Here is a 22,991-nt window from a genome sequence, read left to right on the forward strand (position 1 = left end):
AAAGAATATATCTAAATCAAATGATGGATATAGGCCTTATATCCATTATTTTAATAGGATTTTTTCAGATAAGGAGTGATTACAATTAAGGGGATCATTATGGCAGGAGGAAAGGGCACAAGATTAAGACCACTTACCTGTAGTTTACCAAAACCAATGGTACCAATTATTAATAAACCCGTAATGGAATATACAGTGAAGCTACTGAAAAATCATAATATTACCGATGTTGCAGTGACAACGGCCTATCTACCAGAGCTTATTACAGAATATTTTAAAGGAGGAGAGGAGTGGGGGGTTCATCTTAGCTATTATATGGAGGATCATCCCCTAGGAACTGGGGGAAGTGTTAGGAATGCTGAGGAGTACATCGATGAAACCTTCATTGTTATAAGTGGAGATGCCTTAACGGACTTAAATATAACCGATGCTATAGAATATCACAGAAGAAAGAGAGCAAAGGTTACTCTGGTATTAAAAAGGGAGCCAGAGCCTATAGAATATGGAGTGGTTATCACAAATCATGAGGGTAGAATAACGAGATTTTTAGAGAAGCCCAGCTGGGGAGAAGTATTTAGCAATACCGTAAATACAGGAATTTATATTATTGAACCAGAGGTAATGAATTATTACAGCAAAGGGGATAACTTTGATTTTAGTAAGGATTTGTTCCCAAAATTATTAAAGGATCATATTCCTATGTATGGATACATAACAGAAGATTATTGGTGCGATATTGGAGATTTAAAATCCTATAAAGAAACTCAATTTGATATCTTAGAGGGAAAGGTGAAGGTTGAAATAGAGGGCAATAAAATCACCGATGGGGTGTGGATTGGCGAAGGTACAAGGGTTCATGAGGATGCAGAGATCATTCCCCCGGCATATATAGGAAGGGATTCCTCAATAGCTCCCTGTAAAATAGGACCCTATGCTGTGATATCGGATAATTGCATTATAGAGAGGGCTGCTTCCTTTAAAAAAGCTATCATGTGGAAGGATTCAAAGATTGCTGAAGAAACTCATTTTAGTGGAGGGGTTGCCTGTAACAAGGTGGATATTAAGAGTAAGGTTAATTTTTTAGAGAACGCTGTTATTGGGGAAGGCAGCATGCTATCGGAGGGGGTCATGGTAAAGCCGGATATTAAAATATGGCCCCATAAAAAGGTAGAAGCTAAAACCGTAATTAATCAAAATCTTATTTGGGGAACAAAGGCTTCTAAAACGGTTTTTGGCTATAGAGATATTTCTGGATATTTGAATTTAGATATAACCCCCGAGTTTGCAGTTGGAATGGGCTCGGCCTTTGCTACTATCCTAAAGGGAGGAACCATCGTTGTAAGTGACGATCAAACCAATGGAAGCTTTATAGTAAGAAGCTCCATTATAACGGGGATACACGCCTCAGGTGGACAAGCAATTTATCTACCCAACTCGATTATTCCAATGAATCGCTTTGCAGTCAAGTACCATCAAGCCGATGGAGGCATCCATATCCGAACTGACTACTTAGATAAAAATAAAATCTATATTGATTTCATTGATAAGAATGGAGCCAATATTTCTAGAAGCAAGGAAAGGGAAATGGAAAATCTATTAAATCGGGGAGATTTTTCAAGATGCAATGCCGACAGAATGAGACAAACTGTAACGATAGAGAACTTTTCATCCCTGTATATTAAAAAGGGAATCGATTTTATAGAAAATCAAGATAAAATTAAGCATAGCCAGATTAAGGTGGCCGTTGCATCCAATTCAGCAACTCAAATCAGACTGACTAAGGAGTATCTACATCAGCTGGGTTGTAGAGTAGAGGACTATAGCTCTAAGGGATTAAATTCAATGGAAGAGCACATAGAGAACTTGAAAAATCAGGTACTGGAGAAGAAGGCTAACTTTGGAGCATTGATTAGTGAAAATGGTGAAGACATTATCATAGTTGATGATCATGGGAATCTAATAGATTTAGATAAGTATTTATTGTTGGCAGCCTTAATAGCCATGAAAAAAGAATCCAAGGATGCTATAGTTCTTCCCTATACAGCCCCCAATATCCTGGAGAGAATGGCTGAAAACTATAAGGTAGAGGTAAAGAGAACCAAGTCTAATCCCTCAAGCATTATGAATGAAATGCTAAGCCTAACCGATGAGAGTTTTCCCATACAATATGTTTTAAACTATAATGCCGTATGGGCAATGGGGATCATTATTGACTTAATCGTTGCAAAAGACTTGAAAATCAGTGATTTAGCTGAAGAGATACCAAATTATTATTATTTGAAGGAAGAGATTCCTTGTGATTGGAAGGATAAAGGAAGGGTTATTAAGGAATTAATTGCTGAGAATAGGGAGGAAGACCTCGAGCTCTTCGAAGGTGTTAAGATAAAAGATGATAAAGGATGGGCATTAATATTGCCTGATCACGAAAAACCCATTTTTAAACTATACACTGAAGGTTTTTCAGAAGAATATGCTCAGGAGCTATCGGGATTCTTCAGTAAGAAGATTAAGGATTTGCTAGGAAATCAGAGACAATAAAGAACATAGACCCTTAAAAACCATGATTTTTTTCTTTGTTGCAGTATTCTTGCGTACATCTGCATACGCGGCAATGGCTGGTTTTCCTTACGTAACCATATTAATGGTTTTTAGGGTCTATATTTAATTGGGAACCCTATGATTTTAGAAATTGCATTTGCTGAGAGGTGATTATTAAATATGCTATATAGGATGAAGGACTATTACAATGTGAAAAGGGATAAGATTGCCTATATGAAGGATATATTATTGAACATTGAAGATTTAGGGGATCATGGAAGAGAAATTGCTAAAGAACACACTGTTGTCAGAGGAAAGAGAACCAAAAAGCTTACATTTAGATTAGATTATAACTTCAAGGAAATTGTTGAAGTTTATTTGAGTTTAAGTGATAAAAGCAAAAATAGAAGGGAAATTTCTCCTCCGGCAGAATGGTTGTTAGACAATTTTTATAAAATAGAGGAGCAGGTTAAAGAAATAAAGCAGGCTTTAATGGCGGAAAGATATTCGCGGTTTGATCTTCTAGATAATGGCTTATTAAAGGGCTACCCCAGGGTATATGTTATTGCCATGGAGATGGTATCCCATACCGATGGTAGAATTGATGAGGACACGATTAAGCACTTTATTAGAGCCTATCAATCTAAGGCTGTACTTGCCACAAAGGAGATATGGTCGATTTCCTTGATGATTAAACTGGCTTTAATAGAAAATATCAGAGTAATTTGCGAAAGAATTAGGGCTACAGAAGGAGAATGGCTTAAGGCTGAAGGGGCTATAAATCACAAGAGTCACCAGCTACTGGAGCTGGTGAAGGAAAACTTTGAAAATCATCAGGGAGTTAATTCATCATACATAGAGCATCTTCTTAAAAGGCTAAGACGAGAAGGAATAGAGTCGGGAGAAATAATAGGATATATTGAGAAGAGGCTTATGGATTATGATATTAGTATATCTCAGCTAATAGAAGAGGAACATCGATCACAGGCTGGAAGAAAAATATCCATAGGCAATGCTATAACAAGCTTAAATGCTATAGCCTCCATAGATTGGAATGATATTTTTGAAAGCCTCAGCATCGTTGAAGAAATATTAAGGAAGGATCCCTTGGAGGTTTATAAGACCATGGACTTTGAGTCCAGGGATTATTATAGAAGACAAATCGATATAATAGCAAAAAAAAATCATTTATCGGAGCGCAGGGTAGCAAAGGCAGCACTGGAACTTGCCGAAGGAAGCCATAAGAAGGGTTTAAAGGATAAAACCAGTCATGTAGGCTATTATATTGTAGATAAGGGAAGAAAACAGCTTATGAGTCAACTAGGCTTATCAAAAGACCAGGTGAGGCCTAAAAGGCTATCCCATTACTTTTTATCAATTGCCATCATAGCTGCTATTGTAATTTTGGTTAGCCTATTACAGCTACCACCTTCAGAAGCCTTAAGCCTTTATATTTTAACAATCATTTTATTAATGATTCCTGCCAGTAGTATTGCCGTTATACTAACTAATTGGAGGTATATGACTACAGTACCACCCGTGTTTATGCCTAGAATTGAATTTAAAGAGGGAATCCCAAGGAAGGCAGCAACAATGGTTGTGGTGCCTACTTTATTGACAAGTCCCCAAAGGGCTAAAGAGCTTACAGAAATGCTGGAGGTTTATTACTTAGCCAATAAAGAGGAAAACTTGTATTTTGCATTAGTGGGAGACTTTAAGGATGGAGATTACGAGGATTCTCCAGAGGATGAGGAGATTCTAAATACTGCCATCGACGGAATTAAGGCTTTAAACCATAAATATAGCAAGGATGTTGAGCTGTTTCATTATTTCCATAGGAAAAGACAACTTTCTAAAACTCAGAAAAAATGGATGGGCTGGGAGCGAAAACGGGGAGCCTTGGTGGAGCTTAATCAACTGCTCAAGGGCTCAAAATCCACCAGCTATCAGACCATTACGGGGAACTTAGGAAATTTCGCCGAATTAAAATACATCATAACCATTGATGCAGATACCATCCTACCAATAGATGCAGCTAAAAGTCTTATCGGTATAATGTCCCATCCCTTAAATCATCCAGTGGTTGACATGGAAAGAGGCATCGTTACAGAGGGATATGGATTAATTCAACCAAGGATTAAGGAGGATTTTGAAAGCGCCAATAAATCAGCCTTCACTAAAATATTTGCTGGAGATGGAGGGATAGATCCCTACACAACTGTATTTTCTGATGTTTATCAGGATCTTTTTGGTGAGGGAATTTTTACTGGAAAGGGAATTTATCATTTAGAGTTGTTTAATAGACTATTGACCGATGCAATACCAGATCATACAGTATTAAGCCATGACTTGTTGGAGGGAAGCTATTTAAGAACAGGTTTAGCAACAGATGTAGAGCTAATAGATGGGTTTCCAGCTAAATATAGCTCCTATATCAAAAGGCTTCATCGATGGGTTAGGGGAGATTGGCAACTGATAAGGTGGCTTCCATCAAGGATTCAAAACAGAAGGGGGAAAACCATCGATAATCCCCTCTCTAGACTGTCTAAATGGAAGATTATCGATAATCTAAGGAGAAGCTTAGTATCTGTTAGTTTAACAGTACTGATTGTTGCTGCAGCCTTGATACTACCAGGAAGCTTTCTATGGTGGTTAGCTATAACCCTTTTCACCTTGAGCCTCCCCTTGCTAACGGGGGGAATCAATCAAATGAGGGGAATGATTCATTCAACAGATGGAGTCGGTAATGGCCTTTTAGCTACTGGTTTAGGAAAAAACTTAAAGTACGTTGTATTAACCTTTGTATTTTTGCCCTTTGAAGCCTATGTCATGATGGATGCCATCATAAAGGCTCTATTCAGGATGTTTATTTCTAAGGAGAAGCTTTTAGAATGGGTTCCAATAGCTGATGTTGAGAGTAAGCAAAAAGGGGATTTTGAAAGCTTTATCTATCAAATGAAGTCGGCTCCTGTGATATCTATAGCCCTTTTGTTGGCTGTGGTTTTATATAGACCCCAACACCTAGCTTATATTATCCCTATATGTGCTTTGTGGCTTGTCTCCCCTTGGATTGCCTATTACATCAGTAGAGAAGAAACAATAAAGCCTGAGGAGCTTTTACCCCATGAGGAGAAGGTGCTAAGGCGGATAGCAAGAAAAACCTGGGGATATTTTGAAGACCTTGCCAATGAAGAGAACAATTATCTGCCTCCCGACAACCTTCAAATTGAGCCTGAAAATGGTGTTGCCCATAGAACCTCTCCAACCAACATAGGCTTTTATCTATTGGCCATTGTAACGGCCCGGGACTTTGGTTACATCACCACCTCCAAAATGGTGGCAGACATAAAAGAATGTATAACTACAATCGAAAGAATGGAGACCTGGAAGGGTCATCTCTTTAATTGGTATGATACTAGGTCCTTAAGGGTTTTAAAGCCCAGTTATGTTTCAACCGTTGATAGTGGAAACTTCATAACCTATTTGATAACCTTAAGCTCTTCTTTGGAGGATATATTAAATAGTCCCTTAATCAATCCTAAGCTATTGGAAGGCTTACTGGATACCATGGAGGAAGAGGAAGAAAACCATCCATATAGAAAGAGGATAGAGGAGGCTTTAAAGGATAAATTAACCCTGAATAAGTGGCTGCAATTAGTGGAGGAACTGTCGGAGTATCAAGAGAAGATCGACAAAAAAAGCCATAAAACCAGAGGTCACATTGAAGGGATTAAAAATGATTTAGAATATTATCTACCTTCGAAAAATTATTTGGATATTATTGAGTTTCAAATTAAAGATAAAGAAGCCCAAAAGCTACTAGATGCCACTGCTTCATTAATGGAGTTGGAGGGAATCTATTTGAGTAGCATAAAGGAAATTGAAGCCTTTGATAAGGTAGATCCGAAGCTGGAGCTGCAAATTAAATTATTGAAGGCTGAGCTGATTAACCTATTAGGTAGAGTTGAGGGCTTTAAGCTAGAGGCTATGGGTCTTAAGGACAAAATAGATAAGCTTGTGGGCCAGGTGGAGTTTACTCACTTATATGATTCAAAACGGAATCTTTTTTCTATTGGCTACAATGGCGAAGAGGAGAGGTTAACCAATTCCTATTACGACCTTTTGGCCTCAGAGGTTAGAGCCACCAGTTATTTAGCAATTGCTAGAAAGGAAGTTCCCAAGAAACATTGGTTTAGAATGGGAAGAAGGCTGGCAAGGATCAATGGCAATAAAAGCTTAATTTCTTGGACAGGAACCATGTTTGAATACTTTATGCCCTATTTAATCATGAAGGAGTATAGAGGCACCCTATGGTCTGAAACCTATAAGGCAGTATTGAAGGCTCAAAAAAAATTTGGAGAAATCAGGCGGGCTCCTTGGGGTGTATCGGAATCCGGCTACTATGCCTTTGATCTTCAGCTGAACTATCAATACCAAGCCTTTGGTATACCTGATTTAGGACTAAAACGGGGGCTGGCGGATTATACAGTAATATCTCCCTATTCAACGCTACTGGCATTACCTTATCAACCGAAGGAGGCCTTTAGAAATGTTACAAGGCTCATTGAGGAAGGTCTAGAGGGACAATATGGCTTCTATGAGGCTGTAGACTACTCTCCCATTATGGTTAAGGGAAAAGGAAGAGAGATTATTAGAAGTTTTATGGCCCATCATCAGGGGATGATCTTTGTATCTTTGAATAACTACTTCCATCATCAGATTATGCAGAGACGGTTTCATAGTCAACCTCTAATAAAGGCAGTAGAACAGTTGTTACAAGAAAAGCTACCTACTAGAGCCATCATAGCTAATGAATATATTAGCAGAACGGCACCCATCAGAGATAACGATTGTAATTTTGAAAGGAGTTACCGTGTATTGGGGGAGCCGGAGGAATATCCACCCAAATGTCATCTTCTATCCAATGGCAGCTACTCTTTGATGATCACTTCAGGAGGGACTGGATATAGTAAAAAAGGAGAAATGCAAATAACAAGATGGAGGGAAGACCCCATCCAAGACCAATATGGAAACTTTATATTTTTCAGAAATACTATAACCAATGATACGTGGTCTGGAACCTATGAACCCTTATATGATAAGCCAGATGGCTATAAAGTAATATTTTCACCTGATAAAGCTGAATTTCTTTGTAGAAATGATGTTATAGACACCCATACAGAGGTGATTGTTTCACCTGAGGACAATGTTGAAATAAGAAAAACTACATTAACCAATCATAGCAATCAGCCTATCATCATTGAGGCCACCAGCTATCAGGAGGTTATTCTAAATGCAGCAGCAGCAGATATGGCCCATCCAGCCTTTAGTAATTTATTTGTCATTACAGAGGCCCTTCCTGAGTATGAAGCCCTATTGGCTTCCCGCAGAAGGAGGGAGGAAAGGGATCGTGAAAGATGGCTATTCCATACAGTGGTGATAAAGGGTGAGACCGTTGGTGGCACTCAATATGAAACCAATAGAGGTAATTTCATTGGAAGAGGTAGAGATATTTCCAATCCAGCAGCCATTACTCAACCCCTTACCAACAGTGTGGGTATTGCCATAGATCCTATTGTAAGCATAAGAAGGACTGTCAAGATAGATGGGGGAAAATCCGTAGAAATCAGTTACATCACTGGAATCGAGGATACAAAAAAAGCAGCGATAGATCTTGTTCGAAAATATAGTGATTCCTCAGCTATAGAAAGGTCATTCCAGCTGGCCCATACCAGAAGCCAGGTGGAGGCTGCCTACCTTAACCTGAAATCTGGAGAAATAACCCTATATGAGGATATGCTTTCCCACATAATTTATATCAGTCCTCTAAAGGAAAAGTATCATGAGGTTATAATGAAAAACAGCAAGGGGCAATCGGCCCTATGGCCCTATGGAATATCTGGGGATTTACCCATTATATTGATGACCATTGGAAAGGCTTCAGAAATTGATTTGGTAGAGGAGGCCCTTAAGGCCCATGAGTATTTTAAGACAAAAGGTTTACGGGTGGACTTGGTTATCCTAAATGAAGACGAATCCAATTATCTTCAATCTCTACAACGGATGCTAACAGATCTGGTTATTTCCAGTCAGGGAAGTCATCTACTGGATCAACCTGGGGGAGTATTTATAAGAAACACCTCCATGATGCCCAAAGAGGATATTTATTTATTCTATTCCGCTGCAAGAATGGTCCTCAAGGGGGATGGGGGTCCAATTAGTCGGCAAATGGTGGCTACAGATGTCAGAGAACTTCCACCTGAAAAGGACTTTAATGAGGCCTTTGTACAATACCCTATACAGGAGGAGCCTCTGGAGGTGGACTTCTTTAATGGTTATGGGGGCTTCAGTAAAGATGGCAAGGAGTATATCATCAAGCTGAAGGAGAATATCAATACTCCAGCACCTTGGACAAATGTTATTGCCAACGAGACCTTTGGATTTTTAGCCACAGAGTCTGGGGCTGGGGCCATATGGGCAGAAAACAGTAGGGAAAACAAGCTGGCACCTTGGTCAAATGATCCAGTATCCAACCCACCATCAGAGGTACTCTACATTAGAGATGATGATACAGGATCTTTTTGGACCATAACACCCCTGCCTATTAGAGAAAAAGAATGTTATATGATTCATCATGGAGGAGGTTATACCACTTATAACCACAATAGTCAGGGTATTAAGCAAAGGTTAACAATGTTTACCCCTGTATCTGAGGCTGTAAAGCTTAATTGGGTAACCTTAAAAAACACCTCCAATAAGCCACGGAATCTAACCCTCATGTATTATATGCGGCCTGTGCTGGGGGTAAACGAGGACTTAACCCAGCAATACATTAAAACTTGGAAAATGGAGGGTGGCGGTATAGGAGCTCAAAACCCCTATAGCACAGATTTTGGTGATCGGGTGGTTTTTGTAAACACTACTGAAGCTATTGCTTCCTATACCTGCGATAGAAGGGAGTTTATAGGTATTGGTGGAGGTTTGTCTCATCCAAGGGCATTGAAGGCAGTGGGCCTTTCCAACACCAGTGGTTCAAGCCTTAACCCTTGTATTGCAATGGAGACTAGGCTACAGCTTAAGGAGGGTGAAGAAAGGGAATTAGCCTTTTTTATTGGACAAGATCAATCTGAAGAGGGCTGTATAAGGCTAATGAATAAGTATAGAAATATAGAAAATATCAAAGAAGAATTTAATAATGTTAAGGAATTTTGGCATAAGACCTTATCAAAAATAGAAGTAAAAACCCCTGATTTATCAATGGATTTAATGCTGAATCAATGGCTATTATATCAAACCATAAGTTGTAGGCTTTGGGCCAGAACAGCCTTCTATCAATCGGGAGGAGCCTATGGCTTTAGAGATCAGCTACAGGATGTAATGAGCATTATACATCTCCTTCCTGAGGTGGTGAAGAAGCAGATTATCCTCCACAGTGAGCATCAGTTCCTAGAGGGAGACGTACAGCATTGGTGGCATCCAGGGGGTGGAGAAAAGGGAATCAGAACCCGTTTTTCAGATGACCTGCTATGGCTACCCTATGTAACAGCAGAGTATATTGAAAAAACCCAAGACTTTGAAATTCTTCAGGAGGAAAGTCATTTCCTTGAGGATGTTCCCCTTAGTGAGGATGAGGATGAACGTTATGGTGTCCCTAAGATTTCCAATGAAAGGGCCAATATCTATCAGCATTGTATCCGGGCAATCGAACGAGGATTGAAGTTTGGAGAGCATGATATTCCCTTAATGGGCTCTGGAGATTGGAATGATGGAATGAGCACTGTAGGCAACAAGGGTAGAGGAGAAAGCGTTTGGCTTGGATGGTTTTTATATGCGATCTTAAAGCGATTTACAGCTATAACAGAGGCTATGGGAGATACTGAAAGAACCCAAAGATACGATAAAATTGCCGATGACATCGCTAAAGCTATTGAAAAAAATGCTTGGGATGGTAACTGGTACATTAGGGCCTTTTATGATGATGGTAGCCCTCTTGGATCTTCAAAAAATACAGAGTGCATCATCGATTCCCTAGGTCAATCTTGGTCCATTATCTCTGGGGGAGGAAGCAATGAGAGAATTATGCAGGCCATGAAATCTGTAGAAGATTACCTAATTCGAAGGGAAGAGGGCCTAATTCTACTATTCACACCTCCCTTTGATAAAAGTGATCAGAATCCGGGATATATTAAAGGCTACGTTCCGGGAGTTAGGGAAAATGGTGGGCAATATAGCCATGCAGCAGCTTGGGTAATAAAGGCCTTTGCTTTAATGGGTGAGGGGGATAAAGCATGGCAGCTTTATAATATGATTAACCCGATAAATCATTGCAGAACCCAATTGGAAGCCTCAACCTATAAGGTAGAGCCCTATGTAATGGCAGCAGATGTATATGCGGTGGCGCCCCATGTTGGTAGAGGTGGCTGGACTTGGTATACTGGAGTTGCAGGCTGGATGTACACCATTGGTATCCAACATATTTTAGGACTCAAAATAGAAGGTGATAACCTAACCCTTGACCCATGTATTCCAAAGGATTGGAGTAGCTATAGCATAAAATATAGCTACATGGATGCTACCTATAATATCACCATAAAAAATCCTAAAGGTGTTCACAAAGGTGTAGAGAGGATTATCTTAGATGGTAAAGCCATGAATTCAAACTTTATTAAACTAGAAAATAAAGATAAAGAGCATATTGTTGAGGTTTTTTTAGGATGATGGCAATGTAGAGGTAGGTACAGGTAAAAAAAAGAGCCTAGCAATCCTAACGCTAAAAATGTTGGGGTGCTAGGTATCTTATTTACACATTAAATCTAAAATTAATAATATCTCCATTCTGAACAATATATTCTTTTCCCTCAAGGGTTGCCAACCCCTTTTCCTTCACCTTTACCATTGTACCCAGCTCTTTAAGATCGTTGAATCTTACAACCTCAGCTCTGATAAAGCCCTTTTCAATGTCAGAGTGGATTTTACCAGCTGCTTTTTTTGCAGGGGTATTCTTCTTGATGGTCCAGGCCCTAACCTCATCCTGACCAGCTGTTAAAAAGGACATTAAGCCCAGATAGTCATAGGCGGATTTTGCTAATTTATCGATCCCTGATTCAGTAATGCCTAACTCTGTCATAAAGATTTCCTTATCCTCAGCCTCCAACTGGTTGATTTCCAATTCAGTTTTTGCACAAATCTCTACTAAAGGAATATTTCTTTCCTTCACAAAGGCAAGGAGTTCCTCTCTTTGGGGGTAATCCTTCCCCATTAGCTGATTTTCATCAATATTGGCTACATAAATCATCGGCTTTTCCGATAAGAATCCAAAGGTCTTTAAATGCTCCCTTTCATCATCGGAAAGGTCCATGTTATGAATCAATAAGCCAGCCTCTAGGGCTTCTTTACATTTCTTTAAAACCTCCAGCTCTGCTAAATTTTCCTTTGTTACCTTCTTACCCTTTTCAATACGCTCAATACGGTTCTCAATTATGGACAGGTCTGAGAATAGCAATTCCATGTTAATGGTTTCAATATCCCTCATTGGGTTAATACTACCCTCAGCATGGGGGACATTGGAGCTCTCAAATACTCTAATAATGTGGACCAAAGCATCAACCTTACGGATGGCCTCTAGAAATTGGTTGCCAACCCCCTTGCCAGCACTGGATCCACTTACAAGCCCCGGAACATCGGTCACCTCTATGGTGGCATGGGTGATTTTTTTAGGTTTAAACATATCCGTTAAAAAGTCGATTCTCTCATCGGGTATTTTGGCTATTCCCATATTAGCCTCAACCTTTCCTACAGAAAATTCCGAAACCTCAATATTGTTTCCCGTTAATAAGTTAAATAAAGTTGTTTTGCCTACAAGGGGTAGGCCTACTAATCCTATCTTCATTGATGGCAGGATAAAATACTCCTGCACTTCAGCTCCTTTCTCTTTGGTTTTCTATATGATTTATATTTATATAAGCTTCAATTGAGCTTTTACTTTAATGGGTACATAAAGATTATACCAATTATTGCCTTACTATGTACAGATTTTTCAAAAAAATAAAGGGACATCCTTAAAGGATTATCCCTTCGATTGCTGAAAAACTCCATTATTAAAACTTACAACCCTTACCGCCCTTACCACATTTGCCTCCAGAAGAGAACAAAATAAGTACGAGGATGATTAATAATATTGAGTTATCTTTACCTTTGCAATCAGACTTAAATCCTGGCTTAAAGCCTGACGGCTGACCTAATAAGAGAATAATAACTATAAATATCAACCAAAAGCTATTTCCTCCAAATAGAGATTCTATATTTATTTCTGACATTTATAAGCACCTCCTAAATTTTAATGTTTTCAATTCATCATATGTAGTTTTAAACTCCTAGGTGAAGGTTTTTATAACTTATAGATTTAAAGATTATGAGAGAAACTGTATACTAGAGATAAAATGATAAGGGAGGAAAAAACTGAAATGTTTAATAGGTTTTTTAACATCTTCATTCCAATAATGATTTCATTAATAATTTTACTAACTGCAGTAGAAATAATAGCCTTTAATATCAGTCATTACAAAAACTCCTTTAAAAAACAGAACATTACTGAGATAACAGGAATGGATATGGAGAACCTCAAAGCTACGATGGAGGATTTATTGCATTATCTTAAGGATGATACAGAATTATTAGATACCAAGGCAGTGGTAAAGGGAGAATTGAGGGAGGTTTATAGTCAAAGGGAAAAGCTTCATATGCTGGATGTTAAAAACCTTTTTTTAAAGGGTAGAGGATTAAGAAGAGCCTTTATCCTATTGCTGATTTTATCAATGATATATATCATTAGAAATAACCCAAATTGGATAAGAAGTATTGCTAAGGGATTGAAAGTAAATGCTTATGTCAATTGGATGATATTATTTTTATTTATATTAATGGTTGCCATCGATTTTCATCGCTACTTTACCTATTTTCATTACCTATTTTTCACCAATGATCTTTGGTTATTGGACCCGTCACGGGATATCCTTATACAAATGTTGCCAGAGGCATTTTTCTTAGAGACAGCAGTTAAAATCATGGTCCTTTATATCGGAATCATTACTCTTTTAGGAGTAGGAGGCTATTACTTAAATAAAAAAACAGCTTAAAATATATCATCAATTAAAGGCCATGGAAAAATTCCATAGCCTTTTCTTACACTGCTTCAAACATGGAAGCTTCAATAATTCAACATTCAACATTGAACATTATTTTTCATTCTTCCTTAACTTTTCTTCGCTACTAACTTCCGAATCATTTCCTTGTAGCGTCTTTCATGGTCTGCCTCGATAGTCTGCAGCTCCTTGAAAAAGTCTGCAATTTCCTCGAAGCCCTCTTCTCTGGCAACCCTGTCATATTCCTGATAAAGGGTAGTGGCCTCATAAAACTCACCCTGACTGGCATCCCTTAGGTTGGAAATAGAATCCTTAACCCCAGTAAGATAATTAAAAATTAACTTTGCATGGGTTTCCTCCTGCAGAGCTGTATCATTAAACAATTTTGCTATTTCAACTTCTCCATCGGCTTCTGCCTTTTGTCCATAAAATATGTATTTATTCCTTGCCTGGCTTTCTCCAGCAAAGGCATTCCAAAGATTTTGCTCTGTACGTGTACCTTTAATATTCATAACACTCCCTCCTTATGTAATTTTAATTTTAGCATATTTAATCATAATAAAACAGTTCACCTTATGAACTGTTTATTAAAAGTACTATGAATACATAAAAGAGGGAATTGTAGGAAATATTAACCTATGATTTTTCTTTTTTTAACGGGGATTCTTTGTTTTTAAAGTAGGCACAGCTTTTATTGCTGGCTTCACTAATAGAGGTAACATGTGTTAATGTGCATTGACCTTCCTGTTGATATAGGCAATTACTAGTACAATGGATAGTCATCATAAACAACACCTCCTATTAATAGGATGCAACAATATTACAAGTCAATTCAATGTAATTATTACTACTTAAATAAGATGTTGACACCATTTGAAAATGCAGGTGATATTAAATGTTTTTTTGCGATTTTTTAGAAACAGGAGTAGTTTATCATATAGCCCCAATAAACGATTTTAAAAAAATATTGGAAAGGGGAATAGGCTATAAGGATAAGGTTAGCTACAAAAGCAAGTACATCGAGTTCCATAATTTTTTAGATTCCTTTAGAACCTCTGATATTCCAGACTGGGTAGAAAGACAAAAGGCTATTTTTGCCTCCATGAACTTTAAAAAACATCCCTGCTTTCACGCCCACTCAGTGATACTAGCTGTTAAAGTTTATCCAGAAAGGTGTTGGATAGCTAATGAAAACCGAGGCAACCAACTATACGAACCCTTTATATTAAAGGATATTAAAGAGTTTCGATCAGCCAATCATTACTTAAATACTAAGGGAGCTGCCATGGCCCTTCAATATTGGAAAACCTCCTTAAGCTTTCAGGATAATATAAAAAAAAGAATGGATCTGGTGAGGGGTTATGATGCGGAGGTGATGATTTTTCATCCCATTCCTCCAGAGGATATTAAACCCCTCTTTATTGTTTCAGATCATCGCATCCTGACCATAGACCAGTGGCGACGAATATTTTGTATATAAATGCAAAATAGCCTATGGTATAATACCATTGAGGTTAGAGGAATTATAGGGGGGAATAATAAATGAAGGTTGGAAAAATTCCATCAGAAGAGCTAAAGGAAATCGTATTCTCCAGTATAACCCATAGGCGGGAAGAGGTATTGGTAAGGCCGGGAATTGGAGAGGATTGCGCTGTTGTAGATTTTGGACAATATGCATGTGTCCTTAGTACTGATCCCATAACAGCTGCAATTAAAGATATAGGAAAGCTAGCAATACATATATCCTGTAATGATGTGGCTTCCAATGGAGTAGAGCCTCTGGGAATCATGATGACTATTTTAGCTCCAATAGGTACTACAAAGGAAGATTTAAAGCTGGTGATGGAGGATGCCAATAGGGCTGCCTCCGAAATTAATGTTGAGATAATCGGTGGACACACTGAGATTACAGATGCTGTTAATAGAATGGTGATTAGTACAACGGCAATAGGAAAACAGCCTAAAGAGAAGATGATATCAACTAAAGGAGCCCAAGAGGGTGATATAGTGGTTATGACCAAACATGCTGGACTTGAGGGAGCATCCATCATAGCCTCCGATTACTATGATTATCTTAAGAATAAAATGGATATTGATGCCTTACATAAAGCAAAAGATTTTAGTAAAGAGCTAAGCGTAGTTAAAGAAGGAAAAGTTGCTGGAGAACTTAGGGCCAATAGTATCCACGATGTTACGGAGGGTGGGATTCTAGGTGCCCTATGGGAGCTGGCAGAGGCCTCTTCCTTAGGAATAGAGGTGGATATAGAAGCCATACCCATCAGGCAAGAAACCTTGGAAATATGCCAAATAATGGGTATAGATCCCTATAGATTAATTTCCAGTGGGGTAATGGTTATGACTATTCCATTGGATCGCTTAGATTCATTAATAGAAGGCCTTAAGTTTATTGGTGTTGATGGAACCCCGGTAGCCAGAATCATAAGAGGTAACCGATTGATTAAGAAAAATGGAAACTTAATTCCATTACAGCCACCGGATACCGATGAAATATATAGGGTTTTTGACAAATCTTACAAATAATATTAAATCTTTGAAAAATAGGCCTTAGGGCCTTATTTTTGTTGTGTTTTGTTACAATTACAAGTCTTTTTTACATGTTGATTACAAATGCCTGTATTTATTGACATATATTTTATAAAGATGATATAAATAGTATATGAGAAGTCTTAAATTGTAGATATTTTAGAGTTTATGGCGATTTTTAAATGACAATATTGGTACGGTGGATACGAAATAGGGGGACAAGTTTATGAAGAGAAAAATTTTACCAATAATTATAATAACAGCTTTATTAATTACATCCTTTGCTTACGCGAATACTGCAACAAAAACAATGATTACCATGCTTATGGATGGAAAAAATGTAAACTTCAATGTAGTAAAATTAATGCTTAACAATAAATTAATAGATACTGATGTGCCACCTGTTATACATAATAACCGTACTTTAGTACCCCTTAGGGCTATCATGGAAAACCTACAAGCAGATGTTACCTGGAACGGTGAGAAGAAAGAGGTATTGGTTAAAACAGAGGATAAGAGTATTACCCTTAATATTGACAAATCCTTTGCTATCGTTAATGGAGTAAAAAAATCCCTTCCAGATAATGTGCCAGCTAAGCTTATTAATAACCGAACAATGGTACCAATAAGGTTTTTAGCAGAAGAGATAGGCTTGGAGGTTTTATGGGATGATAAAACCAGAACCGTTAATTTAAATAATGAACCTAATAACACAGATGACAATAAAGTAATTGCAACAAAGCCAGTTACATCGAAACCTGTAATCAATCCCCCCAAGGAGGAAGAAAAGGGAGGTGGGGTACTACAGGCTGTTACAGTAAATGAGAATGTATTACCTGAAATAAGAATTAAGCTTACCGAAGAAGTAAACTATCAGGAAATTATACTTATTAACCCCACTAGATTGGTATTAGATTTAGAGAATACAACGCTTCAGTTGGATGATCCTACTCAGTTGCTGGACAATAGTACAATGAAGCTGCCAATAAACAAAGCTGGAATTAAAGAGGCGAGAGTCTCTCAATTCTCTAAAGAGCCCCTTATTACTAGAGTGGTAATAGAAATGGAAAACAATCTTCAGCATAGCATAACCTTTGATGAAGAAACCAATGAAATGGTTATTGGCTTCACCAATTATGTTCATAATGTTAAGGCACAAATGTTTAACACAAAAGAAATCGTCATTATTGAGGGAAATAATGTATCCAACTACAATGTTATAGAGTTGGACAATCCTAAAAGGCTTGTTGTGGATGTTCTAGATGCTTATTTGGACTCTCCAGATAGTAAATATACAGTAAACGTTGACGGAAAGGTTGTAAAAAAATTAAGGGTTTCACAATTTCAACCAGACCATCATTATAAGGCTGAGGATAAAATCGTAAGAACAGTGATTGATATTCAAGATAACCAATCATATGATGGCTACTTTATTGAGGTTAAGGGTAATCAGTTATGGGTTCACATAGAAGGAAAGCCATATGAAGCCATGGCCTATATTGAAACAGGTTGGACATCCTCTCAACTGATTTTCAAAGGCACTACTGTAACAAGATATCAGGTTAATAGAGGAGTAAATAGCAATATACTAGAGGTGGTTGTTCCAAAGGAAAATTTACCATTGGAGTTTACCAGTGTTGAAATAAATGACCATATGGTGGACAACATTTCTGTAGAAGAGGCTGATGACGAAAACTATAATATTACAATAGAATTAAAGGAAAATGTAGTTTTTGAAGTTGTTGAGGGAATGAATGCAAAGGATTTAATCCTTGAATTAAAGAACACCAATAAATATAGAGAATTGTTAATTGTAATAGATCCAGGTCATGGAGGTAAAGATGGTGGAGCAACATCGCCTAATCTAAAGATTAAAGAAAAGGATTTAGTACTGGATGTTTCTAAGAGACTTAATGAGCTATTACTAGAGGCTGGATTTAGAACCTATATGACAAGAACCGATGATACCTTTGTAGAGCTAAAGGATAGACCAGGAGTTGCAAATCAATTGGGGGCAGACTTATTTGTAAGTGTTCATGCCAATGCCACTGGAAAGTCCTCTATAAATGGCATAGAAAATTACTATTATCCTTCTGAAAAAAATCCTGAGGACAATAGGGACAATAAAACATTGGCCACCATATTCCAAAATACTATGACTACTATCCTTGGAGCAAATAGCCGTAGGTTAGAAGGGGTAGAAGCCTTTGTGGTAACCAGAGAGACAAAGATGCCTGCTGTATTGACGGAGATGGGATTCCTAACTAATCCAGAAGAAGAGGCCAAACTTGCTACAGATGCATACAGACAAAAGGTAGCAGAGGCCCTATTCACATCTATCGTTAAGTATTATGATGAAATAAATAAATAATAATTAATAAAGGCTTACCCAAATCGGTAAGTCTTTAATTATTATCAGACTGTTGAAAAACTATCATGTTCTTTGTTGCTGCAGAAACCTTGCACTTTCATTAACCCCTGAGAGACAGACCCTACCATATTACAGCCTTGCGTATTGCTGTATACGCTGCAACCGCTGGATTTCCTAGCGCCTCGACTCTGACAGCTTTTGAACAGTCTGGATTTTGTGGACTTCATCCTCAATTATTATGATTAATTTGAAGTATATTGTATAATAAATTATATATAAGCCTTAAAGGAAAGGGATGATTTAAATTGGAATTATTTTTAGGATATCTTTTTATTTTTGTTGCTAGAGTCACAGATGTAAGCATGGCCACAATAAGAATGATTATGGTAGTTCGGGGTAGGCGAGCTCAAGCGGCTATGATTGGTTTTTTTGAGATAATGATTTATGTAATGGCCATAGGAAAGGTTTTAGATGGTTTAAACAATCCAATCAATCTCTTAGTATATGCATCTGGCTTTGCTACCGGTAATTTTGTAGGAATTTTTCTGGAAGAGAAGATGGCACTGGGAAGTATTATAGTACAGGTAATCTCTGATCACGATGTTTTAAAGTTGGTGGAAATCCTGAGGGAGAATGGCTTTGGAGTAACAGTAGTAGAAGGCTATGGTAGGAATGGAATAAGACATCTATTAAACATTACACTACAAAGAAAAAACTTAGCAAAGCTCCATAACATAGTTGAAGAACATGATGCCAGCGCCTTTATGACAGTAATGGATGCCAGATCAATAAGAGGTGGATATTTCACTGGAAACAAAAAGAAATAATGAATAGTTGCCCCCTACTTCTAATATAAATGTACTAAGTCTTATTAGTATTAATGAATTGAGGGGGACGTGTCTATATGAAGCTTTACAAATGGAAGTTGTTACTACCAATTTTATGCCTGCTTGTTTTAATAACTGCATGCGGAAATCCCCTAAGTAAGCTTCTAGGGGAAAAAGATACAGATGTTAGTATAATAGTTAACCATAACGCTGTTGAAGAAATTGATGGAATGCGTCAAACTGTTATGTATTATCAAGATGAAAATGGATTGGTTATACCAGTAATGAAGAATATCCCTTGGGAAGAAGGAATCGCTAAATCAGCTTTGCGACATCTTATTGATGATCCAGAGAAAGTAGGTAATGATGAAGAGGGACTATTGCCTACCCTTCCCTATGGAACCGAGGTTTTGGGAATGTCCATAAATGATGGACTATGTAAGGTTGACTTCAATAGCAATGTATTATCCTACAATACAGAAGCAGAGGAAAAAGCAATGATTACCTCTATCGTATATACCCTAACGGAGTTCCCTGCCATTGATCGAGTTCAAATTATGGTGGAGGGTGAAATCTATGACACCTTTAGGTTTGGAACAGAGGTAGCCTTACCCCTTGAGAGGGAAAACATCAACTTGGTAGGAAGCCTTCAGGAGGATACCCTTCCAGTGGTGGTATACTATAAGGCCACCACCAATGGTGAAAACTCCTATTATATTCCTGTAACCAAGGGAATTAGCGCCCTAAAGGCAGACATTAAATCAGCCCTTGTTGCCCTTCTTGAGGGAGCACCATCAGAAACAGGACTATTTAGTGAAATTCCTGTAGGAACCGCAGTAAATGATGTTTATGTGAGGGATGGAATTGCCTACATTGACTTGACGGAAGAAATACTAAAAATGCCAGAAAACGAAGCACTACAGCAATCAATGGTATATGAAATCGGCCTAACCTTAAGGGAAATTGAGCCAACCATAACTCAAGTAAGAATTTTAAATAACGGTAAAGAAATAGAATTAGGCTCCAATGTAGAACTCAACCTTCCAGTATTCTCAAATGTGAAATAAATCCGGTATATCCGGATTTTTTCATTTATACTACTATTAACCATAGTAGCTTTCTACAGTAAAGTATTAATAACTCAAAAAATGCCAATGATACAATTAGATTTATTTTAATTTTCGCACCATTCATAGGAAAGTATGATAAAATAGTGAATGATTAATCATGTTATTCAAATTAAGAATTAAGAATTATGAGTTGAGGATCACTCTACATTCTTCATTAACCTAAGTTATTAGTTTTATATAGAAAGGATTGATTTTTTTGGCTAGAATAGACGGACGAGCCTTCGATGAAATGAGAAGGGTGAAGATCACTAGAAGCTTTACTAAGCATGCCCAGGGATCAGTATTAATTGAAATGGGTGAAACAAAGGTAATATGCACTGCCACCATTGAGGATAAGGTGCCACCCTTCTTGAAGAACACAGGTAAGGGTTGGATTACAGCAGAATATTCTATGCTGCCATCATCAACTCAAACTAGGAAAATTAGAGAATCCAGCAGGGGGAAGGTAGAGGGTAGAACCCAAGAAATACAACGTTTAATTGGTAGAGCCCTACGATCAGTTGTAGATTTAGATGCCATTGGTGAACGGACCATATGGATTGACTGTGATGTTATACAAGCAGATGGGGGTACTAGAACAGCCTCCATTACTGGAGCCTTTGTTGCCTTAGTGGATGCCTTTAATGTATTATTGGTTAATCAACAGATAGCTAAATTACCCATAAAATCCTTTGTTTCAGCTATAAGTGTTGGGGTAATTGAAGGACAACCTATGTTGGATTTATGCTATGAAGAAGATTCCACTGCTAAGGTGGATATGAATATTATCATGACAGATCAAGAGGAGTTTGTTGAGCTTCAAGGAACAGGTGAAGAAGCCCCTTTTAATAGCAAGGATCTAATGGAGCTCATAAGATTGGGAACCTTAGGAACAAGTATGCTTATTGAAGAGCAAAGAAAAGCCCTAGGGGAGCTGGCTGCTTTGGTAGGGGGAGAGTAGGTAATAAGTAATATGTAATAGGTGAGGAATAAGTAAGGTAATAAGTAATAAGTAATATGGAATAGGTAAAGAACAAGTAAATTTCCATCTTCAATTTTCCGTTCTCAATTTATATATGGGGGTTTTTAAGATGAAGAAAGAAATACTAGTAATTGCTACAGGTAATTTACATAAGCTAGAGGAAATCAAAAAGATTTTAGCGGATTTTCCCTATGATATAAAATCCATGAAGGATGTTGGTCTTGAGGGTCTTGAAATCATTGAGGATGGAAGCACCTTTGAGGAAAATGCCCTAATAAAAGCAAAAACAATCATGAAAAAAACAGGCTATATGTCAATCGGTGATGATTCAGGCCTTGAGGTTGAGGCCTTAAACAATCAACCGGGCATATATTCTGCCCGCTTTGCCGGGGAGCCCAGCAATGATGAAAAAAATAACCAAAAGCTGCTGGCCTTAATGGAGGGAATACCCCTAGAAGACAGAGGAGGAAGATTTGTCTGTGCAATGGCTGTAGCCTTCCCCAATGGTGAAGAAATCATTTTAAGGGGAGAATGTGAGGGAGTAATTGGTTTTGAGAAAAAGGGTGTAAATGGATTTGGCTACGATCCTTTGTTTATTGTACCTCAATACAATCAAACCTTTGCAGAACTAGGCAGTGAAATTAAGAATAAAATAAGTCATAGGGCGAAGGCTCTAGAAAAATTAAAGAAAGAATTAACACCTTCCTAAAGGAGGTAGTAGCAGTTGAAAATTGGAGTAATTGGAGATAGTCATCAGGTCTATCAAAACATTAAAGCTGCCATGGAAAATTTAAAGGATGTGGAGCTTATTATCCATACAGGAGATCATTATGAGGATCTGGTATTTATAAGAAGGACTTATAATATCGAAGCTATTGGAGTTAAGGGTAATTGTGACTATACTGGTGAAGATGAAATCATCACCACAATAAATGGCAGGAATTTTTTCATCTGTCATGGTGATCATTATAATGTTAAGTTTAATTTATTTGACCTTTACAATAAAGCTAAAGAACTTAGGGCAGACGTAGCCATATTTGGCCATACCCATATCCCCTTCAATAGGATAGAGGGTAATATTCTTTTCATAAACCCTGGGAGTATCTCATATCCCAGAGGGAGTTCGTCGAAGTGCTGCTGTATTTTAGAATTAGGTAGGGATATCAATGTAAAACATATGACTATATAGAGGACAAATTGAAAATTGAGAATTGAAAATGAAAAGCTCATAGATTAAAATAAATAAATTTCTTCTATAAATCCTTACAAATATACCAGTTTTTAATATTGACCATCCACCAAAAACCTAGTATACTATATTTCTGTCGGCAATGATAGCCAGTTGACACTGGATATACTAAGTGGTATAATCATTTATTGTCAGGAGATAATATAGAAATGCGGGTGTAGTTCAGTGGTAGAACTTCAGCCTTCCAAGCTGACCGCGAGGGTTCGATTCCCTTCACCCGCTCCATTTTA

Annotated in this window: 13 protein-coding genes, 1 tRNA gene and 1 pseudogene; 11 read left to right on the forward strand and 4 right to left on the reverse strand. The window is 37.7% G+C overall.

Annotated features, from left to right (window positions below):
* The first annotated feature begins 99 nt into the window (after positions 1–99).
* On the forward strand, positions 100–2,538 hold the full coding sequence (locus F8153_RS07920; protein WP_243136935.1) for a sugar phosphate nucleotidyltransferase: 2,439 nt from the start codon (positions 100–102) through the stop codon (positions 2,536–2,538).
* A 192-nt stretch (positions 2,539–2,730) separates the two neighbouring features.
* Positions 2,731–11,256 (forward strand): GH36-type glycosyl hydrolase domain-containing protein, encoded by an 8,526-nt coding sequence (locus F8153_RS07925; RefSeq protein WP_192929721.1) that lies wholly within the window; start codon positions 2,731–2,733, stop codon positions 11,254–11,256.
* Between the two features lie 82 nt (positions 11,257–11,338).
* On the opposite strand, the gene ychF is transcribed toward F8153_RS07925, so the two are convergent.
* Positions 11,339–12,427, reverse strand: a complete 1,089-nt coding sequence (gene ychF / locus F8153_RS07930) for a redox-regulated ATPase YchF (RefSeq protein ID WP_151865888.1) — start codon at positions 12,425–12,427, stop codon at positions 11,339–11,341.
* Positions 12,428–12,635: 208 nt separating this feature from the next.
* Positions 12,636–12,854 (reverse strand): hypothetical protein, encoded by a 219-nt coding sequence (locus F8153_RS07935; RefSeq protein WP_151865826.1) that lies wholly within the window; start codon positions 12,852–12,854, stop codon positions 12,636–12,638.
* 147 nt (positions 12,855–13,001) lie between these two features.
* Between F8153_RS07935 and F8153_RS07940 the strand changes: the two genes are divergently transcribed.
* Entirely contained in the window at positions 13,002–13,673 is a 672-nt protein-coding gene (locus tag F8153_RS07940) for a TIGR01906 family membrane protein (protein ID WP_151865827.1), read from the forward strand.
* A gap of 116 nt (positions 13,674–13,789) precedes the next feature.
* On the opposite strand, the gene F8153_RS07945 is transcribed toward F8153_RS07940, so the two are convergent.
* Positions 13,790–14,191, reverse strand: coding sequence for a rubrerythrin family protein (locus F8153_RS07945; protein ID WP_151865828.1), 402 nt, complete (start codon positions 14,189–14,191; stop codon positions 13,790–13,792).
* Between the two features lie 124 nt (positions 14,192–14,315).
* Positions 14,316–14,465 carry a hydroxymyristoyl-ACP dehydratase gene (locus F8153_RS07950; protein WP_151865829.1) on the reverse strand — a complete coding sequence of 50 codons (150 nt, stop codon included), beginning with the start codon at positions 14,463–14,465 and terminating at the stop codon, positions 14,316–14,318.
* 109 nt (positions 14,466–14,574) lie between these two features.
* Between F8153_RS07950 and F8153_RS07955 the strand changes: the two genes are divergently transcribed.
* From F8153_RS07955 to F8153_RS07995, 8 genes and pseudogenes are all read left to right on the forward strand, one after another.
* On the forward strand, positions 14,575–15,159 hold the full coding sequence (locus F8153_RS07955) for a hypothetical protein (RefSeq protein ID WP_151865830.1): 585 nt from the start codon (positions 14,575–14,577) through the stop codon (positions 15,157–15,159).
* Between the two features lie 62 nt (positions 15,160–15,221).
* A complete protein-coding gene (locus F8153_RS07960; protein ID WP_151865831.1) occupies positions 15,222–16,220 on the forward strand; it encodes an AIR synthase family protein in 999 nt (332 codons plus the stop codon).
* Positions 16,221–16,449: 229 nt separating this feature from the next.
* Entirely contained in the window at positions 16,450–18,594 is a 2,145-nt protein-coding gene (locus tag F8153_RS07965; RefSeq protein ID WP_151865832.1) for an N-acetylmuramoyl-L-alanine amidase family protein, read from the forward strand.
* A 305-nt stretch (positions 18,595–18,899) separates the two neighbouring features.
* Positions 18,900–19,421, forward strand: a complete 522-nt coding sequence (locus tag F8153_RS07970) for a DUF2179 domain-containing protein (RefSeq protein ID WP_151865833.1) — start codon at positions 18,900–18,902, stop codon at positions 19,419–19,421.
* Positions 19,422–19,498: 77 nt separating this feature from the next.
* Positions 19,499–20,488, forward strand: coding sequence for a GerMN domain-containing protein (locus tag F8153_RS07975; protein WP_151865834.1), 990 nt, complete (start codon positions 19,499–19,501; stop codon positions 20,486–20,488).
* 292 nt (positions 20,489–20,780) lie between these two features.
* Positions 20,781–22,209, forward strand: a pseudogene (rph, locus tag F8153_RS16730) (ribonuclease PH); the annotation flags it as partial.
* A gap of 27 nt (positions 22,210–22,236) precedes the next feature.
* Complete coding sequence (locus tag F8153_RS07990) at positions 22,237–22,701, forward strand: YfcE family phosphodiesterase (protein WP_151865837.1); 465 nt, start codon at positions 22,237–22,239, stop codon at positions 22,699–22,701.
* 211 nt (positions 22,702–22,912) lie between these two features.
* Positions 22,913–22,986 (forward strand) — tRNA-Gly (locus tag F8153_RS07995).
* The last annotated feature ends 5 nt before the right edge of the window (positions 22,987–22,991 follow it).

It is taken from the genome of Alkaliphilus serpentinus (assembly GCF_009017255.1).
GTDB classification, from domain to species: Bacteria; Bacillota; Clostridia; order Peptostreptococcales; family Natronincolaceae; genus Alkaliphilus_D; species Alkaliphilus_D serpentinus.